18 protein-coding genes and 1 pseudogene are annotated in these 16396 nt (G+C 65.6%); 9 read left to right on the top strand and 10 right to left on the bottom strand.

The window, feature by feature from the left end; all coding sequences use genetic code 11:
- Positions 1–8: 8 nt before the first annotated feature.
- From ABZS43_RS25395 to ABZS43_RS25380, 4 genes are all read left to right on the top strand, one after another.
- Positions 9–1007: a cyclase family protein gene (locus ABZS43_RS25395; RefSeq protein WP_355038457.1), complete on the top strand. Its 999-nt coding sequence runs from the start codon at positions 9–11 to the stop codon at positions 1005–1007.
- A gap of 178 nt (positions 1008–1185) precedes the next feature.
- Complete coding sequence (locus ABZS43_RS25390) at positions 1186–1350, top strand: SDR family NAD(P)-dependent oxidoreductase (RefSeq protein WP_355038456.1); 165 nt, start codon at positions 1186–1188, stop codon at positions 1348–1350.
- Positions 1350–1793, top strand: coding sequence for an SDR family oxidoreductase (locus tag ABZS43_RS25385; RefSeq protein WP_355038455.1), 444 nt, complete (start codon positions 1350–1352; stop codon positions 1791–1793). Before ABZS43_RS25390 ends, ABZS43_RS25385 begins: the two co-directional genes overlap by 1 nt.
- 26 nt (positions 1794–1819) lie before the next feature.
- Positions 1820–3001, top strand: coding sequence for an alpha/beta fold hydrolase (locus ABZS43_RS25380; protein ID WP_355038454.1), 1182 nt, complete (start codon positions 1820–1822; stop codon positions 2999–3001).
- 154 nt (positions 3002–3155) lie between these two features.
- Here the strand turns inward: ABZS43_RS25380 and ABZS43_RS25375 are convergent, their stop codons facing one another.
- From ABZS43_RS25375 to ABZS43_RS25340, 8 genes and pseudogenes are all read right to left on the bottom strand, one after another.
- Positions 3156–3440 (bottom strand): hypothetical protein, encoded by a 285-nt coding sequence (locus tag ABZS43_RS25375; protein ID WP_355038453.1) that lies wholly within the window; start codon positions 3438–3440, stop codon positions 3156–3158.
- Between the two features lie 244 nt (positions 3441–3684).
- Complete coding sequence (locus ABZS43_RS25370; RefSeq protein WP_355038452.1) at positions 3685–4047, bottom strand: hypothetical protein; 363 nt, start codon at positions 4045–4047, stop codon at positions 3685–3687.
- Positions 4048–4540: 493 nt separating this feature from the next.
- Positions 4541–5734, bottom strand: a complete 1194-nt coding sequence (locus tag ABZS43_RS25365) for a hypothetical protein (RefSeq protein ID WP_355038451.1) — start codon at positions 5732–5734, stop codon at positions 4541–4543.
- A complete protein-coding gene (locus ABZS43_RS25360; protein WP_355038450.1) occupies positions 5731–6174 on the bottom strand; it encodes a hypothetical protein in 444 nt (147 codons plus the stop codon). The genes ABZS43_RS25365 and ABZS43_RS25360 overlap by 4 nt, the downstream gene beginning before the upstream one ends.
- 141 nt (positions 6175–6315) lie before the next feature.
- A complete protein-coding gene (locus ABZS43_RS25355) occupies positions 6316–7575 on the bottom strand; it encodes a hypothetical protein (RefSeq protein WP_355038449.1) in 1260 nt (419 codons plus the stop codon).
- The gene (locus ABZS43_RS25350) at positions 7575–8660 is read right to left on the bottom strand and encodes a site-specific integrase (protein WP_355038448.1); all 1086 of its coding nucleotides are present in this window, start codon (positions 8658–8660) and stop codon (positions 7575–7577) included. Before ABZS43_RS25350 ends, ABZS43_RS25355 begins: the two co-directional genes overlap by 1 nt.
- 20 nt (positions 8661–8680) lie before the next feature.
- Positions 8681–9082 (bottom strand): hypothetical protein, encoded by a 402-nt coding sequence (locus ABZS43_RS25345; RefSeq protein ID WP_355038447.1) that lies wholly within the window; start codon positions 9080–9082, stop codon positions 8681–8683.
- Positions 9083–9306: 224 nt separating this feature from the next.
- Positions 9307–10495, bottom strand: a pseudogene (locus tag ABZS43_RS25340) (DUF4192 domain-containing protein).
- Between the two features lie 184 nt (positions 10496–10679).
- Between ABZS43_RS25340 and ABZS43_RS25335 the strand changes: the two are divergent.
- Positions 10680–11177, top strand: coding sequence for a hypothetical protein (locus tag ABZS43_RS25335; RefSeq protein ID WP_355038446.1), 498 nt, complete (start codon positions 10680–10682; stop codon positions 11175–11177).
- 110 nt (positions 11178–11287) lie between these two features.
- On the opposite strand, the gene ABZS43_RS25330 is transcribed toward ABZS43_RS25335, so the two are convergent.
- A complete protein-coding gene (locus ABZS43_RS25330; RefSeq protein WP_355038445.1) occupies positions 11288–11899 on the bottom strand; it encodes a hypothetical protein in 612 nt (203 codons plus the stop codon).
- 214 nt (positions 11900–12113) lie between these two features.
- Here ABZS43_RS25330 and ABZS43_RS25325 point away from each other — a divergent pair, with 214 nt between their 5' ends.
- The 3 genes from ABZS43_RS25325 to ABZS43_RS25315 all read left to right on the top strand — a co-directional run bounded on the left by ABZS43_RS25325 (position 12114) and on the right by ABZS43_RS25315 (position 13294).
- Positions 12114–12524, top strand: a complete 411-nt coding sequence (locus tag ABZS43_RS25325) for a DDE-type integrase/transposase/recombinase (protein WP_355038444.1) — start codon at positions 12114–12116, stop codon at positions 12522–12524.
- 34 nt (positions 12525–12558) lie between these two features.
- On the top strand, positions 12559–12849 hold the full coding sequence (locus ABZS43_RS25320) for an integrase core domain-containing protein (protein ID WP_355038443.1): 291 nt from the start codon (positions 12559–12561) through the stop codon (positions 12847–12849).
- A 190-nt stretch (positions 12850–13039) separates the two neighbouring features.
- Positions 13040–13294, top strand: a complete 255-nt coding sequence (locus ABZS43_RS25315) for a hypothetical protein (protein WP_355038442.1) — start codon at positions 13040–13042, stop codon at positions 13292–13294.
- An 11-nt stretch (positions 13295–13305) separates the two neighbouring features.
- Here the strand turns inward: ABZS43_RS25315 and ABZS43_RS25310 are convergent, their stop codons facing one another.
- Entirely contained in the window at positions 13306–14172 is an 867-nt protein-coding gene (locus ABZS43_RS25310; RefSeq protein WP_355038441.1) for an SDR family NAD(P)-dependent oxidoreductase, read from the bottom strand.
- 562 nt (positions 14173–14734) lie between these two features.
- Here ABZS43_RS25310 and ABZS43_RS25305 point away from each other — a divergent pair.
- Positions 14735–16219 (top strand): aldehyde dehydrogenase family protein, encoded by a 1485-nt coding sequence (locus ABZS43_RS25305; RefSeq protein ID WP_355038440.1) that lies wholly within the window; start codon positions 14735–14737, stop codon positions 16217–16219.
- Positions 16220–16396: the final 177 nt, after the last annotated feature.

Here is a 16396-nt window from a genome sequence, read left to right as displayed (position 1 = left end):
GGAACAACGTGACCGATATCGAAACCCACACCGACGCGGTCGAACTGGACCGGGCCGATCCGGAGTCCGCGATCGCCGCGGCCGCGCGACGGTGCTCGAACTGGGGCCGTTGGGGCGAGGACGACGTTTACGGCACATTGAACTTCCTCGATGACACCGTCCGGGTGCGTGCGGGCGCGCTGATTCGTCAGGGCCGTAGTTTCAGCCTGTCGCAGCGGTTTGAGATGGACGGCCCGCAGAAGGGGTGGCGACGGCGAACCAATCCGGTGCACACCATGCTCGACACCGGTACCGACGCCCAAGCCGGAATCCAGGGATTTCCACACGGATTGGGCGGCGCCGACGATGTGGTCGCGATGCCGCTACAGTGCTCCACCCAATGGGATGGGCTCGGCCACATCTTCGATCACGGACGCGCCTGGAACGGGCGCCCCGCCGGGGAGGTCGTCACCTCGGCCGGTGACGCGGTGACCGGTATCGAGACCGTCGCCGATCTGATCGTGGGACGCGGTGTGCTGCTCGACGTCGGACGAGCGGTGGGCGTGGAGGGCGAGTTGCCAGACGGATTCGCGATCACCGCCGACCACCTCGAACAGACGATCCGCGCCCAAGGCTCGACCGCTGCGGTCGGTCGGGGAGATGTCGTGTGCGTGCGTACCGGACAACTCGCCCGCGCGCGACGCGAAGGATGGGGCGATTACGCCGGTGGTGCCGCGCCCGGGCTGTCGTTCACCACCGCGGACTGGCTGCATCGCAGCGAGATCGCCGCCATCGCCACCGACACCTGGGGTTTCGAGGTGCGGCCCAACGAGTTCGACAACGCGTTCCAACCCCTGCATCAGGTGGTCATCCCGAATATGGGCCTGTTCGTCGGCGAGATGTGGGACTTGGACGCATTGGGCGAGCACTGCGCGGCCGACGGCGTCTACGAGTTCTTCCTCACCGCCGCACCCCTGCCCGTCACCGGGGCGGTCGGCGCGCCGGTCAACCCGATCGCCGTGAAATGACCACCGCGGCGACCGGCCGTCTGGCCGGGAAGGTCGCGGTGATCACCGGCACCGGAAGCGGTCAAGGTCGAGAAGCCGCGCTGCGATTCGCCGCCGAGGACGCTCTCGTCCACGGCTGCGACCGCGACGCCGCCGCGGCCCAGGCCACAGCGGACTGGTCGCGGCGACCGGTGAGACGATGCGCAGCGCGCACCCCCTCGATCTCACCGACGACGGGTCGGTGCGTGAATGGGTCGACGGGATCGGCGCCGAACACGGGCGCATCGATATCCTCTACACCAACGCGGGCCTGGCCACCTTCGCCCCGATACCCGACATCACCCCGCGGACTGGCGGTTCGTGATGGCCAACGAGGTGGACCTGGTCTTCCTCCCGCTGCGCCACGCCTGGCCGCACTTGGTCGGTTCGGGTAACGCGTCGGTCATCCTGGTCGGATCCACCGCGGGCGTGCGCGGATCGACCACCAACGCCCGGCTGGCGCATACCGCGTCGAAGGGGGCCGTCATCGCCATGACCCGCCAGATCGCGGCAGAAGGCGCACGACACCACATCCGCGCGAACTGCATCAGCCCCGGCATGATCCGCACGCCGCAATCGGAGTCCACCCTCTTGGCCGCCGACCATCCGATGCGCACGATCGCCTCGGCGATCCCGCTGGGACGGCTGGGATCACCGGCCGACGTTGTCAACTGCGCGGTGTTCCTCGCTTCCGACGAGGCCGGATACATCACAGGAACCAACATCATGGTCTACGGCGGCTGGTCGGCTGTTCTTCCTTCCCAATAGATTTCGACTCACAAAGGACGATTCCCATGTTCGAATACTTCCCCGGCAACTATGTCTGGAACCTCGGCGTGGTCGCGGCGCTCAACAGCGGCGGCTACATCGATGAGGTGGACCGGGCGTGTCGACCCATCCGCGAGGCCGCCAACCGCGGTGAGGACGCCGGCACCGAGGAATTCTTGGCATCGTGGACCGCCGTCGTCGACGACCTGGTCACCACCGCCGACGCAGACCGCGCCGCCGGGCGCACCGACTCGGCAGGGCACGCTTACGCCCGCGCCGCGAACTATCTGATCCACGCCGAACGGATGCAGAGCCCGCAGACACCCGACCGCAACGCCATCTATCGCCGTGTCCTGGAATTGGTCCAGCACAGCTTCGATCTCGTCGACCCGAACACCTACCGGGTCGCGGTCCCCTTCCGTGACACCACCTTGCCCGCCTATTTCACCCGCCCCGACGTGGAGGGGCCGGTGCCGTGCATGATCATGTGGAATGGGCTGGACAGCACCAAGGAACACATGTACCTGTCCGGCTTTCCGCAAGAGCTGGCCCGCCGGGGCATCGCCACGTTGATGGTCGATTGCCCCGGCAGCGGCGAGGCACTGCGGCTACAGGGGTTGACCGCGCAGATCGAGACCGAGCAATGGGCAACCGCGTGCGTGAACTACCTCGAGACCGTCGACGGTATCGACGCCGGGCGTATCGGGGTGGTCGGCTGGTCGTTGGGCGGCTACTTCGCACCGCGTGCGGCGGCATTCGAGAAGCGACTCGCGCTGTGCGTGGCCTGGGGCGCCAACCACGACTGGGGCAAGGTGCAGCGCCGCCGCGTCGAGCGCGAGGGCGAACGTCCGGTCCCGCACTACTGGAACCACGTGATGTGGGTCTGGGGCGAATCCGATCTGGACACCTTCCTCGCTCATGCCGACGGTGTCACCCTCGACGGCGTCGTCGAGCAGATCACTGTCCCGTTCCTGATCACCCACGGTGAGAACGACCGCCAGATCCCCGTCGAATACGCCCACCGTTCCTACGAACAGGCCACCGCCAGCCCGAAACGGCAGTTGCGGATCTTCACCGCACGCGAAGGCGGCGCGGAACACGTCGGACTGGACCACCTGCCCCACGTCAGCACCTTCGTCGCAGACTGGGTCAGCGACACCTTCGCCGAACTGCCCGCCAGAACCACTGCCACGGCCGGTACACGGTGAAACGCCGGTCCTGATCGCCACCGAACTCCGGTGATCGGGACCGGCGATAATCCGACACGATCCTGGCGCGTCGATGCCGCCGGTTCGCCGGTCACCGACTGGTCCGTGACCGTTTGCCCGGTGCAGGCACACTGTCACCGAAGTGGCTGAGGTGTTAGGGATTCGGTCGACGTCCTCGCGGCAGCGCTCTGACTTTGGCGGTGTCGGCGTCGCGGTCGGCCAGGGCGGCGTTCTCCAACGCGAGTCGGTTGAGGGCAACCGCGTATACCTCTAACCGTTTTTCCAGGTCGCGGCAGTGGCGATTGAGTTCGGCGTGTTTGCGTTTGAGGTCTTCGTAGTCGTCGGCGGATCGGATGATCGCCGCCTGCTTGGTTTCGGCGTGCGCGACCTCGGCCTGGAACCGGTCGTTGAGGTCGGTGTCTGATGGGTGAGCCGCCATCGTTTGACGTCGGCCTCGACGGCGAGTTGGGAGATGTTGAGTCGCCCCCGAGACCGTCGCGGGGTACCGGCCAGCAGTCGGTTGATGGCGGCGACGATGTCACGGCGAACCGGATCGGTTTCCCCGGCGAGGGACAGGACGCTCACTGCGGGGCTCCGGATCGGTGGTTGTCGATGATGGTGAGGAGTCGGTCGAGTTCGTGGCCGTTCGCGGGCGTGGCGGATGGGTCGGGCCAACCGATCGTTCACGAGGACGGCCAGTTCGTCGGCCGCTTGCTGGATGCGGGCGATGTCGCGGTCGGTTCGGGCGATGTTGCGGCAGCGAGGTCGACAGTCGTCGATATCGGGGTGACCATGGGATCCTCCACCGCGCCTCGGAGTTGGCAGGCCGCCGTCGCCGGGTCGAAAACGCAGGTGATCGCGTCGCCGTGATGGATCTGGAGGAGGGGGTTGCCGAGCAGGTCACGGGCGTGTCGTTCGCTGTGCAGGACGCGGCCCCCGAACTCGCGGGCCGCGGCGTTGACGCGGTAGCGGTAGGCGTCGGCGGCTGGCCCGCTGACGTGTTCACCGGCGAGGATGCGCTGTTCGTCCTCGGCGATGCCTTCCATACGGAACAGCAGTCCTCGAAGGCGTAGTCATCGAGGAACCCGGCCTCGTAGGAACCTGCGTAGCCTTGCAGCATGCGGGTGTAGGTGTGCCCGTACTGGATCGAGGCGGCGATCAGCCCGCGGGGCCTGCGTCGAATGAACCACGCCAGGGTACGGCGAAAACGACTGGCGGCGATCGGCCCGGCGGGGTCGGCCGGGATGAGATCGGTGCGGTTCATGCCACGGCAGTACTCGTTGACCCAGCCGATGAACTCGGCGAGATCTGCGGCGATGAGCCTGTCCGAGCGTGCCTCACCGCGCCGTTTGACCTCCTCGCCCATGTTTCTCGGCCTGAGCCGATTCGGGAACAGCAGATGGCTCTCGTGCAGTCGCTTCAGGACGCCGGCGGCGTGGGCGACGAGTTCGATGACCACCCAGGGTTCTTCGCGTACCGCACCCTGCGGGATCTTGTTCCCGTCTTCGTCCTCGGCGCCTTTGAAATAGAGCCCCTCCATCAACCACAGCCCCGCGACATGGTCGAAGGTGACACTGCCCCGCCGCAGGTTGAGAACCTCTCCGACCCGGGCATCGGACAGGTAGGCCACGACCACGAAACAGGCGGTTTGCAGGAGCCGTGCCAACTGGGGGATCTGCTCGATGGTGATCCGGGGATGCCACGGGTTCCCGTCGAGGTCGGCTGTGATCGCGGTGTCGATGCAGATGTGTTCGCCGATGGGCAACCCGGATTCGGTGACCATGCGGCCGGAGGGGGTGAGCTGGACGACGGCGCGCAGTGTAGTTGGGCTGCGATGTGGCGCCAGGCCGGTTCCAGGGTTCCGTCGTCGCGGCGTTTCCCAGGCAGGGGCTCACCGCGTTCTCGGAGCCGGTCGAGGTAGTCCGTGACCGCCTCTTGGAGCCCGCCGCGCGGGCGTCGGGAAGGCTTGGCGCGCACGTGTTCCGGGCGCAGGTTCAACAGTCTGCGGTGCTCGTCCCACGCGGCGACGATGTCGTCGCTGAAGTCCTCGACGAACCGCACCGCCCAGCCCAGCAGAGCCTGCATCGTGTGCCGGCTGATTCGTTTGGTGCGGTTCTCCCTGTCCTTGCGGCGTTGTTCGAGCAGGTTCTGGGTGTCCTCGCCATCCCAGGGCGGTGCCTGTTGGAGTCGCAGCGCGGGCGGCAGGATCTCCCGGTGCATCCAGAGCCGCCGGACCTCGGTGATGCGCCGGTAGCGTTGATCGACCGCGACGCGGTCGGTGTCGAGTGCATCGAGGTAGTCCCACAGCATCTCGTCGGTGACCTGGCAGAACTGGGTGACTGCCTGATCGGCGAACCAGTTCAGGACATGCTGCAACGCCCCGTAGAACAGGATCTCGATCGTATGGATCGCGATCCGACTGCCTGACTGGCGCAGGGTGCGGGCTCGGGAATGGTTGATCAACTGCCAGATGTAGTGCTTGGCGGCCTGGCGCAGTGGTTCGGCGACAACCTCGAAGTTGAGGGACTGCGAGCGTGCGTGGTCCTCGAAGATCGCGGGATTGAGGTCCCAACGATCCTCGGCGAAACGGGACAGCCGCGCCGGGTCGACGTCGGGTCTGATCTGCCGATTCGCCAGCACGAGCGTGTGCGCGTCAGGCCATATCGTGCCGTCGGGCAGTCCGTGGGCGAGCCCGGTCGATTCACCGGAAGCGAGGGGTTCGGCAGAGGTCATCGGATATCGAGCTCTCTGTTCAGCAGGCGGTCCGCGAGAGCGTGCTCGGCCGGTCCCGCGCTGGTGCGGGCGTCCTCGACGGCGGCGCGGTCGTGTTGTTCCAACAGATCGGCCAGCTGGGCGTGTGGCGCGGCGAAACGCTGCGCCCAGTGCAGCGCGTTCATCTGCTCGCGTCGTTGCGTGAGCCGGTCATGGACGATCACCTGAAGTGGAAGATGCCGCGGCAGCGCTCTGGCGTTGTCGCAGTCCAAGCAGAGCAGGAACGACGCCCGACACGGTCCCTGCGGGGTGTAGGGGCCGTTGTCGTTGTCGGTGCACGCGGCCAGCACCGTATCCAGTTCGCCGGCGAGCATCCGTCCGAGCACGACAGGCTCGAGCCGCATCTCTTCGGCGGTCCGCTCGGGGTTGTCCCTGGCGTGGGTGACTTGCTCGCTGGTCATAGCGGCGATCCTCGAGCGGGCTCGTGCCTTGGCCACTTCGCTGGTCAGCGTGTCGGCGACGACCTTGCGGTATTCGTTGATGTTGCCGCGGTTGCGGACCAGATAGCGAGTCGCCGCGGTCCTTTCGGTATGGGCGACCGGCTACTGGTGCAGCTCGATATAGGTCATCCGCAGCGTTTCCAACCGCAGCGGACGCATCGGCAGCGCTCGACCCTCCGCGTCCATCTCCTCCGACGCCAGATTCCAGGTTCTGCCGAGATCGCTGACCAACGTCCCGTTGAGCGGCATCGCCCGCCAGCCACGACCTTTGAGGCTGCGTCCACCGCCGGCAGACATATACGCGACCAGCAACCGGTCACCGCCCGCGAACCGCCGCGCGGGTGCGGTCAGATCGTGGACCAACACGTAGAGGCCGAACGGCGTATGCAGGGTGTCGCGGGTCGACAGCTCGGCCGGCTGGTCGGGAACGCTTATCCAGTCCGGGACCTCCGACAACGCCAGATCCATGTAGGCGCGCCGACCGCCGCGCGGTTTGCGCAGACCCACGATCGCCGTGCCCGCCGCCCCGGTTGCGCCGTCGGCGCGGTGATGTGCCGCGGGCATCGTTCGGATCACGTCCGGGTTCTGCCCTGTCATGACAGCGAACAGCACCGCGGCCGCCGCGATCTCCTGTGGCGTCAGGTAGAGCCAGCCGACGATGTCTTTGATCCTGCCGCGCAGCATCACCCAGACCTCGGGAGCGTTGTAGACGCCTTTCCCGCAGTTGCGGTCCCGGCGCGGGACGTCGCCGACACGGTCCAGGTGGTCGAGGATTTCGAGGCGGCGTCGCAGGTCGAGGTCCGTGCTGACGTCGAGGTCTCCGGCCCGGAACTGGTCCAGCAACTCCCTGTGGGCGCGGATGCGTCGCTCGGCCGAGCGCAACGTGGCTCTCGCCGCTTCGGCGATCCGTTTCAGTTCGGTCCTGGTGTAGCTGTGCGAAGGGTTTGTCGGGGGCAGGGGCGGAAGGGGCTTAGCCAGCCGAGCCGCCAGCGGGGCACTGATGCCGTTCGCGCGCACCAGAAGCCGACGTAGCTCGGCCAGCTGCCACCGAATCGACTTGAACCCTGCGGCTTCGCGGTCGTCGTGGAATCCGTCGAAATGCTCGGCGCCGACCTCGGCCAAGCTCTGTGGGACCACGGCAAGCTGGGAGAGGTAGCGATCGAAGGACACCAGAATTCGATAGACGCCCTCGAAGGAATGCGTGGACGTCAGTCCAGCGCCCGGTGCGGTGCGCGCGACCAGCGCCGCGATCATTGCCTCCCGCAAGGCTTCCGGCGTCTTCAGTATCGACACGTCGAGGTCTCTGCGGTCCTTACCGTCCTGGCTGTAGCACCGCACGATCCGACGCCCGTCCTCGGACATCACGAGTCCATGACGAGTCCGGGCAGTCGACGATGGAAGGGCGGCGCGACGTCCGCGGCTCGCCGGGTGAGCGCGAGCGGGTCGGTGCGAACCCACGGGTTGTCGGCGAAGACGTCGGCCATGAACGCCTTGACCAGAGAGTCGTCGGCGTGGGTCAACAACGTCTCGACTTCCAGGCTTCGAAACGGTTCGAGATAGACGTCCCGGGTTGTCTCCACGGTGCGGTGCCCCAGCATCGTCTGGACCAGATGCCAGACGTCGCCGATCTCCTCACGGAAGTCGCGCTGTTCGTCCGCGGACAGGTGACTCAGCCGCGAATACTTGATCAGCTTGCCTACAGCGAACCACCTCAGCGCAAACGAATGTCGCAGCATATGAGCGGTGCAGCTGAAGTTCTCCAGGCCCAGCGACTCGATGCGCTGATTGGCGGTATCGAATGTGTGCTCCCAGCCGCCCGGATCACGCGGCAATCCGTTCTCGTTCAACCACAAAGCCACCGGTTCCAAGCCCTGCGCAGTCCGGCGAAACAGACGAAGCCGCGTATCCGGCCCCACGTCATTCCACAGTTCACGCCGTGATCGGCCGCCGGACAGGATCGTCACCGACCGGGTGCCGTGCACCTCCACCACGATGTTCAAGTTCTCGAGTCGTCCATAGCGGCCAGCGGTTCGGGCACGACGGACCGCCGCCGCTCTGGCTCCCTCGACATAGTCGAACACCGTCCGCAAAGCCGTGCGAGGGATCCAATACTTGTGCCCGTAACCACCTTTCGCGCATCCGTCTGCGAGTTCGCAGGTGAAGAAACCTCGTCGCCGCTCGTAGGCCGGCAACTCCGGCAGCGCCACACTCGCCCACTCCGACACACGCAGACCACTCCCGTACAAGCCGTCGACGAACGCGCGATCCCGCTGCTCGTTACGCCCTCTCCACCACGGATCCGGGCGAACCGTCAGATCGAAGCCCCTGATCCCGACATCACGCCACCGCTCGTATCCACCCGGGTCCAGCCACTTCACATCCGCGTGCCTGACGATCCGCGGCGACTCCATATCGGCGAACGGGTCAACGACACCGAATCGGCGCACGGCCAGCTTGTAGAACTTCCTCAGCCGACCAAATCCCGCGCGAAACTCCCTGTCTGCACCGGTCTCTCGTTCGCGGGATCGGTGACCCGCCAGAACAGGAACTCCGTCGCAACCTCGTCATCGACGTCCCACCAGTTCGCGTCGATCGCGGCCAGATAGTTCAACCACACCAGCAGCGAGTACGAGTAGTCGCGCCGCGTGGTCCGCGCCATCCTGCGCCACTTCGCCGACCCCAGACACCAATTGACGCGAAGATCAGGCAGGCCATCGGGACCGATAACGAACCGCTGCCCATCCCGCCCACCCGCCTCGGGTGGATCGCCGAAATGCTGCCGCTGCAACACATTCCCGAGCAACTCGGCCACACCATCGGCCGTGCGACTCCGGGCGTACCTGTACATCTGCCAACGCTCTTCGAGCACCCAGTTCACCTCAATCACGCAGGGTAACAACACCCCTCAGCAACAACACTCACTGGCTACAGAACGCCGCTGAGTGACAGAAGACAGTGGTCGTAGTCGAGCAGGTCCGGGCCTGCCGCGAGTGAGAAATCCACCGCACCACGCGAAAAGGCCCGAGTGGCGGCTGCGGGTGCCGTGCGGTTCGGCGAGGCTGGAAATGGGGGGCACGGAACGGATCGCCTTTCTCAGTCGATGTCGCCCGCCGGGGCGAGGTGAGGTTCAAGAAGGCACGAGTACCCGGTGTCGGAGCTGGTCGATTGCGGCGGGTGCGTGTTGGGTGTTCGGGCGCGGCGAGCTGGGCAACGCGCGCGCTCACCCCCGACCAACCATGGTGGCCGGCGACCGCGTCGAGCAGGCACGCCGTCACCGCGCAGGTGCGCACTGTGGGCGAGCAGGACCGCCGGATGGGCGCGGTGGGTGCCGGTCAGGCTGCGGGTCAACAACACCCACAAGCCCTCGGCCGCGACGGCGCGCTCGCCGGCGGCGGTCGCGGGCAGGCATCGCGAACTCGCCGGAATACCGAGCGCGGCCCCTAGTCGTGCGAGCCGCGGCGCGGTGAACTCCTCGCCGGCGGCGTGATCAGCGATCGCATATAGGACCGTCGAGGGCGCGACGGTCCTGACCCGAGATCGCCTGGGCGTGGGTGCGCGCCGCGCGGCGGTCGTGTATGTCGGCGAGTGCGTCGGTCAGTGCCGCCGAGACCTGTTCGGCGAGTGCGGGATCGGTGGCCAGCGAGTCGGCCAGCGCGGTCTTGGACTCCAGCACCGGTACCCCGAGCGCCGCGTGCTCGCGTGCGAAGGGGGAGTGAGCGGGGTCGGGCAGGGTCCTGGAATCGGCGGGGCCCGACAGCGACCACCACGGCCCGCCCGCCACGATCGCAGTGGTCGCGAAGTTCCCCTGCAAGCGGACAGAACTATCGGCCAGCACGCCCACCACATGCTCGACGAGACGGTGATGGCGGATTCCGCCGGTCGTGGTCGGGCTCGCGTCGAGGTGCGCAGGGTGTAGTCGGTCGTCGACGACGAGCGCGTAACCGATCGTCGGGCCTATCGCCGTGAGCAGGGGAGCGAGGCGGTCGGTGATCGAGGTGGGACTGTCGGTGAGGTCGAAGTGGGGCAGCGCCGCCGGTTCGTCGTGGCCGGGATGAGGACCAGGATCAGCGATCGTCGCGGGAGGAACCCGATGATGCCGGGTACCGAGGCGATCAACCGGCGCGCAGACCAGGGTGAGGTGGGCGTGGACATGACGAAACTCCTTCTCGGTGAGCGGAACAAGATGTCGACGGGCGGTGCGCTGGAACCGGGTCCGCTCAAGACGCCACAAGGCGAGCAAGCACCGCCGGGCGCCGTCGATGCCTGTCGGTGGTGACGACATCGAACAGGGGCGCCGACGTGGTAGCGGCCGTCTGTCTGACGCGAAGGCAGGACGGGTGATCACGGCGGAGGGCGGGGAGTAGCATCGCTGGTGGAGGATCAGCAGGCTGGCCGGATTTGTTGGAGGTCAGCATATGGCTGCACGTCGACCACCGCGCTCACCGCGCACGGCGCGATCACCGGAAATGACGCAGCGGGTGCAGCGTTCACGTGAGCGTGTGCGCCGCCGCCGGGAACTCGCCCGTGAACGTGACCGCGACGTGTCCGCGGCGGTGCGCCGCTATCTTGCCGATTGGCAGGCGATCACCGCGTGTGAGGCCAAACGCGACGTCGAGATCACCGAACTACGACGCCGAATCAGCGTCGTCGAAGACGAAGCCGCCGCCCAGATCGCGGGGTTGCGCGCCGACCAGGGACACGCGGCGGCGATCATTCGTGACCAGCCCGGCCACACCGACGACGACGTCGCAGACCTGCTCGAGATCACCCCGAAACACCTTCGCCAACTCATCACCCTCGCCCGAACACAGCCCAACCAGCCACCCGACTCCGCCGAAGATGTGGAACAGACCGATACCACCCACGACCAGGCCGTGCAGACCGAGGAACCACAGACCGATACAGACAGCGCTCGCGCACCGACCACAACCGGCGACTCGGCACCGACCGACCAATCGAAATGACCCCCGGGTCGGCACGGCCCCTAAGATCACGCGTGACCCGAGGACGGCGACTGCTGGGGGCGAACGAAGTGAGTGTCGACCGGAGGCGATGTTCGCCATAGCATGATTGATCAGGGGCCGAAGTAGCGGCCGACCTGCCACACGTACCAGCGAAACTGCTGCGGCGCCAACGACTGTCGCACCGGAATACCCGCCACCGGCGAATACGGCCAGAACGCCCAACCGCACCGATGGCAATAGAACCCGGCCCGCCACAGCCCGTGCGCAGCCGGGCGCCCGCGCAGAACCCGGTTGTTGTGACGCCGCCGTGCCCACACAACAGCCAGGCACAACAGGCCCGGGGCGGCGGTGAAGCCGACCAAGAACACCGAGCCCACCGCTGTCTGAACCTGGGCTGCTCCAGGTTCTTCGGTGTAGATGACACCGAGGGTCAGGATTAGTGCCATGAAGAACGCGGGAATCAGCAACAGGCAACCCCAACGGGTCAGCCGCCGCGTCGGCTTCCAGGCGGGCTCGCGAGCGAAACTCTGCGCCAGCGTGGTGGTATGGGTGCGATCGACGGTCATGGTGCCGAACACCGGCACCAGCCCGCCACCCGACATACCGAACCCCGAATACGATCCGCTGCCGAAGGAGACCGCGGTCCCGTCCGTGCACAACGCGGGCACACTCTGCACCCAGTCCAGCCGCCCACAAGTCGGGCAGGTGATGTCGATATCCATCCGCGGATCTCCCGATCGGGCCACCACCGCGTCGTCACGACGGCGCGGGGGTGCCTGCGATGAAACCTCTGGCAAATCGTATTGAACACCGCCCGCGCGGATGTGTCGATGATCCGAATCTGCGTAACGCATGGTCTGTTTCCTTTCACGCAGGAGGCCCCGGCGCGATCCGCTCGCCAAGGCGCATGGTGGCAAATCGCTGGTAAACAGAGGTGTGACCCCGTATCTGCGCCGCCGAGGCCATGAGGTGGGGATCGGCACCGTCGACCGACTCATGGGCGAGCAGGGCTTGTCGGGGGTGGTCCGCGGCGGGAAACATCGCACCACGATCGCGGGCAAGGGCGGCGGGCATCGTCGTGCCCCGGATCTGCTCGACCGTGATTTCACCGCGGTCGAGCCGAATCGTAAGTGGGTCACCGATTTTACGTATGTGCCGACTTGGTCGGGGTTCGTGTATGTGGCGTTCGTGATCGACTGTTTCTCCCGCATGATCGTGGGCTGGCAGGCGGCCACGATCAAGGACACCGCGATGGTCACGACCGCGCTGAAGATGGCGTTGTGGCGACGAGACCACGCGGGCCACACCATCGAGGAAGGGTTGATACATCACAGCGACGCGGGCTGAGCAATATACGTCCATAAAGTTCTCGGAAACCCTTGTGCTGGAAGGAATCGCGGCGTCGATCGGCAGTATCGGTGACGCGTATGACAACGCGCTCGCCGAGTCCACGATCGGACTGTTCAAAACCGAGGCGGTAGCCCGGGACAGTCCGTTCCTCACCGGTCCGTTGAAGTCGTTGGCCGATGTCGAATTCGCCGCGATGGATTGGATCGACTGGTACAACAACCAGCGGCTACACAGCCTGCTCGGGCAGGTCCCACCCGCCGAGTACGAGACCGCCTACTACGCTCGACGACAGCCATCCCAGCCGGTGATGACTCAACCATGAAGCCGGCCAGAAAGTGGGGGCGGTTCACGATCCGTGTCCGCGACGGCCAGGCCGTCACGCTCACCGCGAACTCGCGCAACAGCGTCAACTACCAGCGGTTTCTGGAACTGGTCGAACAAGCCAACCCGGTCGGTGACATCCACGTGATCACCGACAACCTGTCGAGCCACAACAGCAAATCCACCCGCGAATGGCTCGAGGACCATCCCGGATCAAACACGCGTTCATCCCCGTCGGAGTGTGCTGGCTCAACCTGCAAGAACCCTGGTGGCGGATCTTCCGCCGCGAAGCCCTCGCCGGCCAGACCTTCGCCGACGCCACCGAGATCGCCCGAGCCACCCGCCAGGCCGCCGCCGCCCTCAACCCCCGCGCACGCCCCTGGATCTGGGGACGCCCGACACCGAAACCCCGAACCCTACGCCGCCGCTTTATTTACCACCTTTGAGGAACGAAGTATTAGGCCTCGTCCGTGAGCGACCAATTCTCCGGGAATTGAATGGAGGTCCGGGCGAAGGAGCCACCATCACACGACGGAATGACCACACCCGACATGTACTGGGAGAGATCGGAAGCCAGGAACGTCGCAACGTTCGCGTTGTCTCCGATCTCCGGCGGCCGGTTCACTTTCAGCGGACCCGGGAACCCGGCAGGGTCCCAGACTCCGCTTTCCGCTGCCGCAGCCTGCTCGTACGAAAGCCCGAGCACATCGGCTGCCGGATCAAGAGCGAAGTTGACGGACATCCCGTGCACCGGGGCCAATGCATTGACCCGGATGCCGTAATGACCCCAGTCGTATGCCATGGCGCGCACGAGGCCGACAGCGCCGGCCTTCCCAGCCACGTATGGCCCGAAACCCGGGTAGGCGTTGAGGGCCGCGGCGGAGGCCGTGACAACGATGTTGCCGCCGGTCCTTTTCATCACCCGGGCCGCGTGCTTACCGCTGAAGAACACACCACGGTAGACGACGTTGTTCACATCATCCCACTGCTCGGCAGACAGTTCCTCGAGAGGAATCGTGCCGAACCCTTCAACGGTCTTGCCCGCGTTGGCGAACATGACGTCCAGGCCGCCGAATTCCTCGACTGTACGATCGACGGCTGACGCGATCTCGCCTTCGTCGGTGACGTCGACCTTCAACCCGAGAGACTTGCCACCGGCGGCCATGATCTCCTCGGCGACGGCCTCGGCCCGCCCGCGGATCAGATCCGTGACCACTACAGTGCCACCGGCACCGCTCCACCGCAGTGCGCATTCGCGACCGAGACCGGAACCACCGCCGGTCACGAAGATTACCTTCTTATCGAAGCGCACTGTCTGCTCCATTCGTCAAATTTTCAACACCGGGCGGCCACCGCCGTGTGGGCGATCGTGACTACAGTGAACCAGATCACCATCTCACATGTCCAGCATTGAGTACTCTCAATGTCTTCGTCGACGCTGGGCGCGCACCTCTTGATCCGCCGCGCATTGGTCGCTGGACAACACATACACACTCGACATGCCCGCCCGTCGATCCGATGCTGCTCCACCCCGCGCCGCAGCGGCGTCGAGAAGACCAGATTCCGGGCAGCAGGACCCAAGAAGGCAGGTGAGAAGCCGTCGAAACTCAAGCCGAGAGCGTCTGCTACGACACACCAAGGGCCTCGGGGTAGACAGACAGCCAGTCGAGCCCGAACGTTGCCGGGAGCACTGCCCACAACCGCCTGGCCGGCCATGAATCCTAGAAGCATTCGATCAACTCGGAGTGTTTTAGGACACTCTGTGAGAGACTGGGCTGACAACACCGCTTCGGAGGTCTTCCAGCGCCCACGGGACCCGGCACTGCTGGCGAGGGTTGGCCAGTTTCACTTCGATCACTAGTTCAAGCGGAGACAAGAGAAATACGATGACAGATCAGACAATGAGCATGCTTGCGCGGCACGAGGCCGCTGCCAAGGACTTCCTGCCCCGAGCCAAGCTCCTCATCAATGGCGAAGAACGCGAATCCGGCAGCGGGGGCGTGTTCGATCATGTGAACGCGGCGACAGGGCGGGTGCAGGCTCAAGTCCCCCTTGCCGGGACGAAGGAGGTCGACGAAGCGGTCGCGGCCGCCCGTTCCGCGCTCGGTCCTTGGCGCGCAATGCATCCGACGCAACGGCGACAGATCATGACCGAGTTCACCCGCTTGGTGAAAGAGCATCCCTGGACCGAGATGTCGGTGTTGGAGAACGCGCAACCGTGGGATCAAGCGGCCGCGATGGCCGATTTCAGCGCAGCCTGGCTCGAGTACTACACCGGTTGGGCAGATCGCCTTGAGGGAACCGTGGCTGCCGACAACGACATTGATGGATTCGTCTACACGGTCGCCGAGCCGTATGGCGTGATCGGCCACATAATCACGTGGAACTCACCGTTGCTGTCGCTCGGCATGAAACTCGCGCCGTCGCTGGCAGCCGGCAATACCGTTGTCGTCAAGCCCGCCGAGTTCACGTCATTCACCGCACTCGAGTGGATACGTCTGGCACAGCAGGCCGGTATCCCCAAGGGGGTCATCAACCTGATCCCAGGTGGCGCCGAGGTCGGTGAGGCCATGGTCAAACATCCGGGTATCGACAAAATCTCTTTCACCGGCGGTCCGCCGACGGCGAAGGCGATCATGCGAGATGCCGCCGAGGACCTCACGCCGCTTGTGTTCGAGCTGGGCGGAAAGGGGGCCAATCTGATCTTCGCAGATGCAGACCTGTCGGCTACAGTGCCCTTCGCATGTGGCCTTGCCCTGGCCAACTCCGGCCAGGGGTGCGCGCTACCGACGCGAATGCTGGTCGACCGGAAGATCTATGACGATGTAGTTGCGGCCATCGAACAGATCATGCCCGCCCTAACCGTCGGTGATCCGCTCGTTTCCGGTCATATCAGCGGACCTCTGGTCAACGAGGCCGCGCTCAACCGCGTAACGGGCATGATCGACGATGCAGAGCGGAACAAGGCCGGCCGCCTGCTCGTCGGAGGCAACCGCATGGGCGGTGAATTCAAAAACGGATACTTCGTGGAGAACACCGTCTTCGTAGACGTCGACCCCGGAAGTGCGCTGGCGCAGACCGAGGTCTTCGGTCCAGTGCTCTCCGTCATCCCATTCACTACTGAAGAAGAAGCCGTCGAGATCGCCAACAACACCGCCTACGGCCTGACGAACTACATTCAGACGGCCGACCGGCGGCGTGTTCGACGCCTGATCCCTCAGCTGCGGAGCGGCACCATCGCGATCAACGGAGCCAACCCCCTGCATCCAGCCGCACCGTTCGGTGGCAACGGAATCAGCGGGTTCGGCCGCGAGGGGGGCCGTCAGGGAATCGAAGAGTTCTTGCAGGTCAAAACCGTGCTCGAGCGCTGACTCATCGCGCGTTTCGCGACGCAAAGCGCTCGGCCGGAAGAGTCCTCCGGCCGAGCCCTGTCTGTCAGTCTGGGATGAGACAGGGGGACGCTGTACTCCTTTGAGGTAGACCAGGGCGAGACAGGAACGATCGAGCAGTGACGATGACCTTGGCCGACCAGGCCGCCGCGACGGCGG

The organism is Nocardia sp. NPDC005366 (assembly GCF_040606855.1).
Taxonomy (GTDB): Bacteria; Actinomycetota; Actinomycetes; order Mycobacteriales; family Mycobacteriaceae; genus Nocardia.
This window is presented reverse-complemented; position numbering and strand designations above follow the sequence as displayed.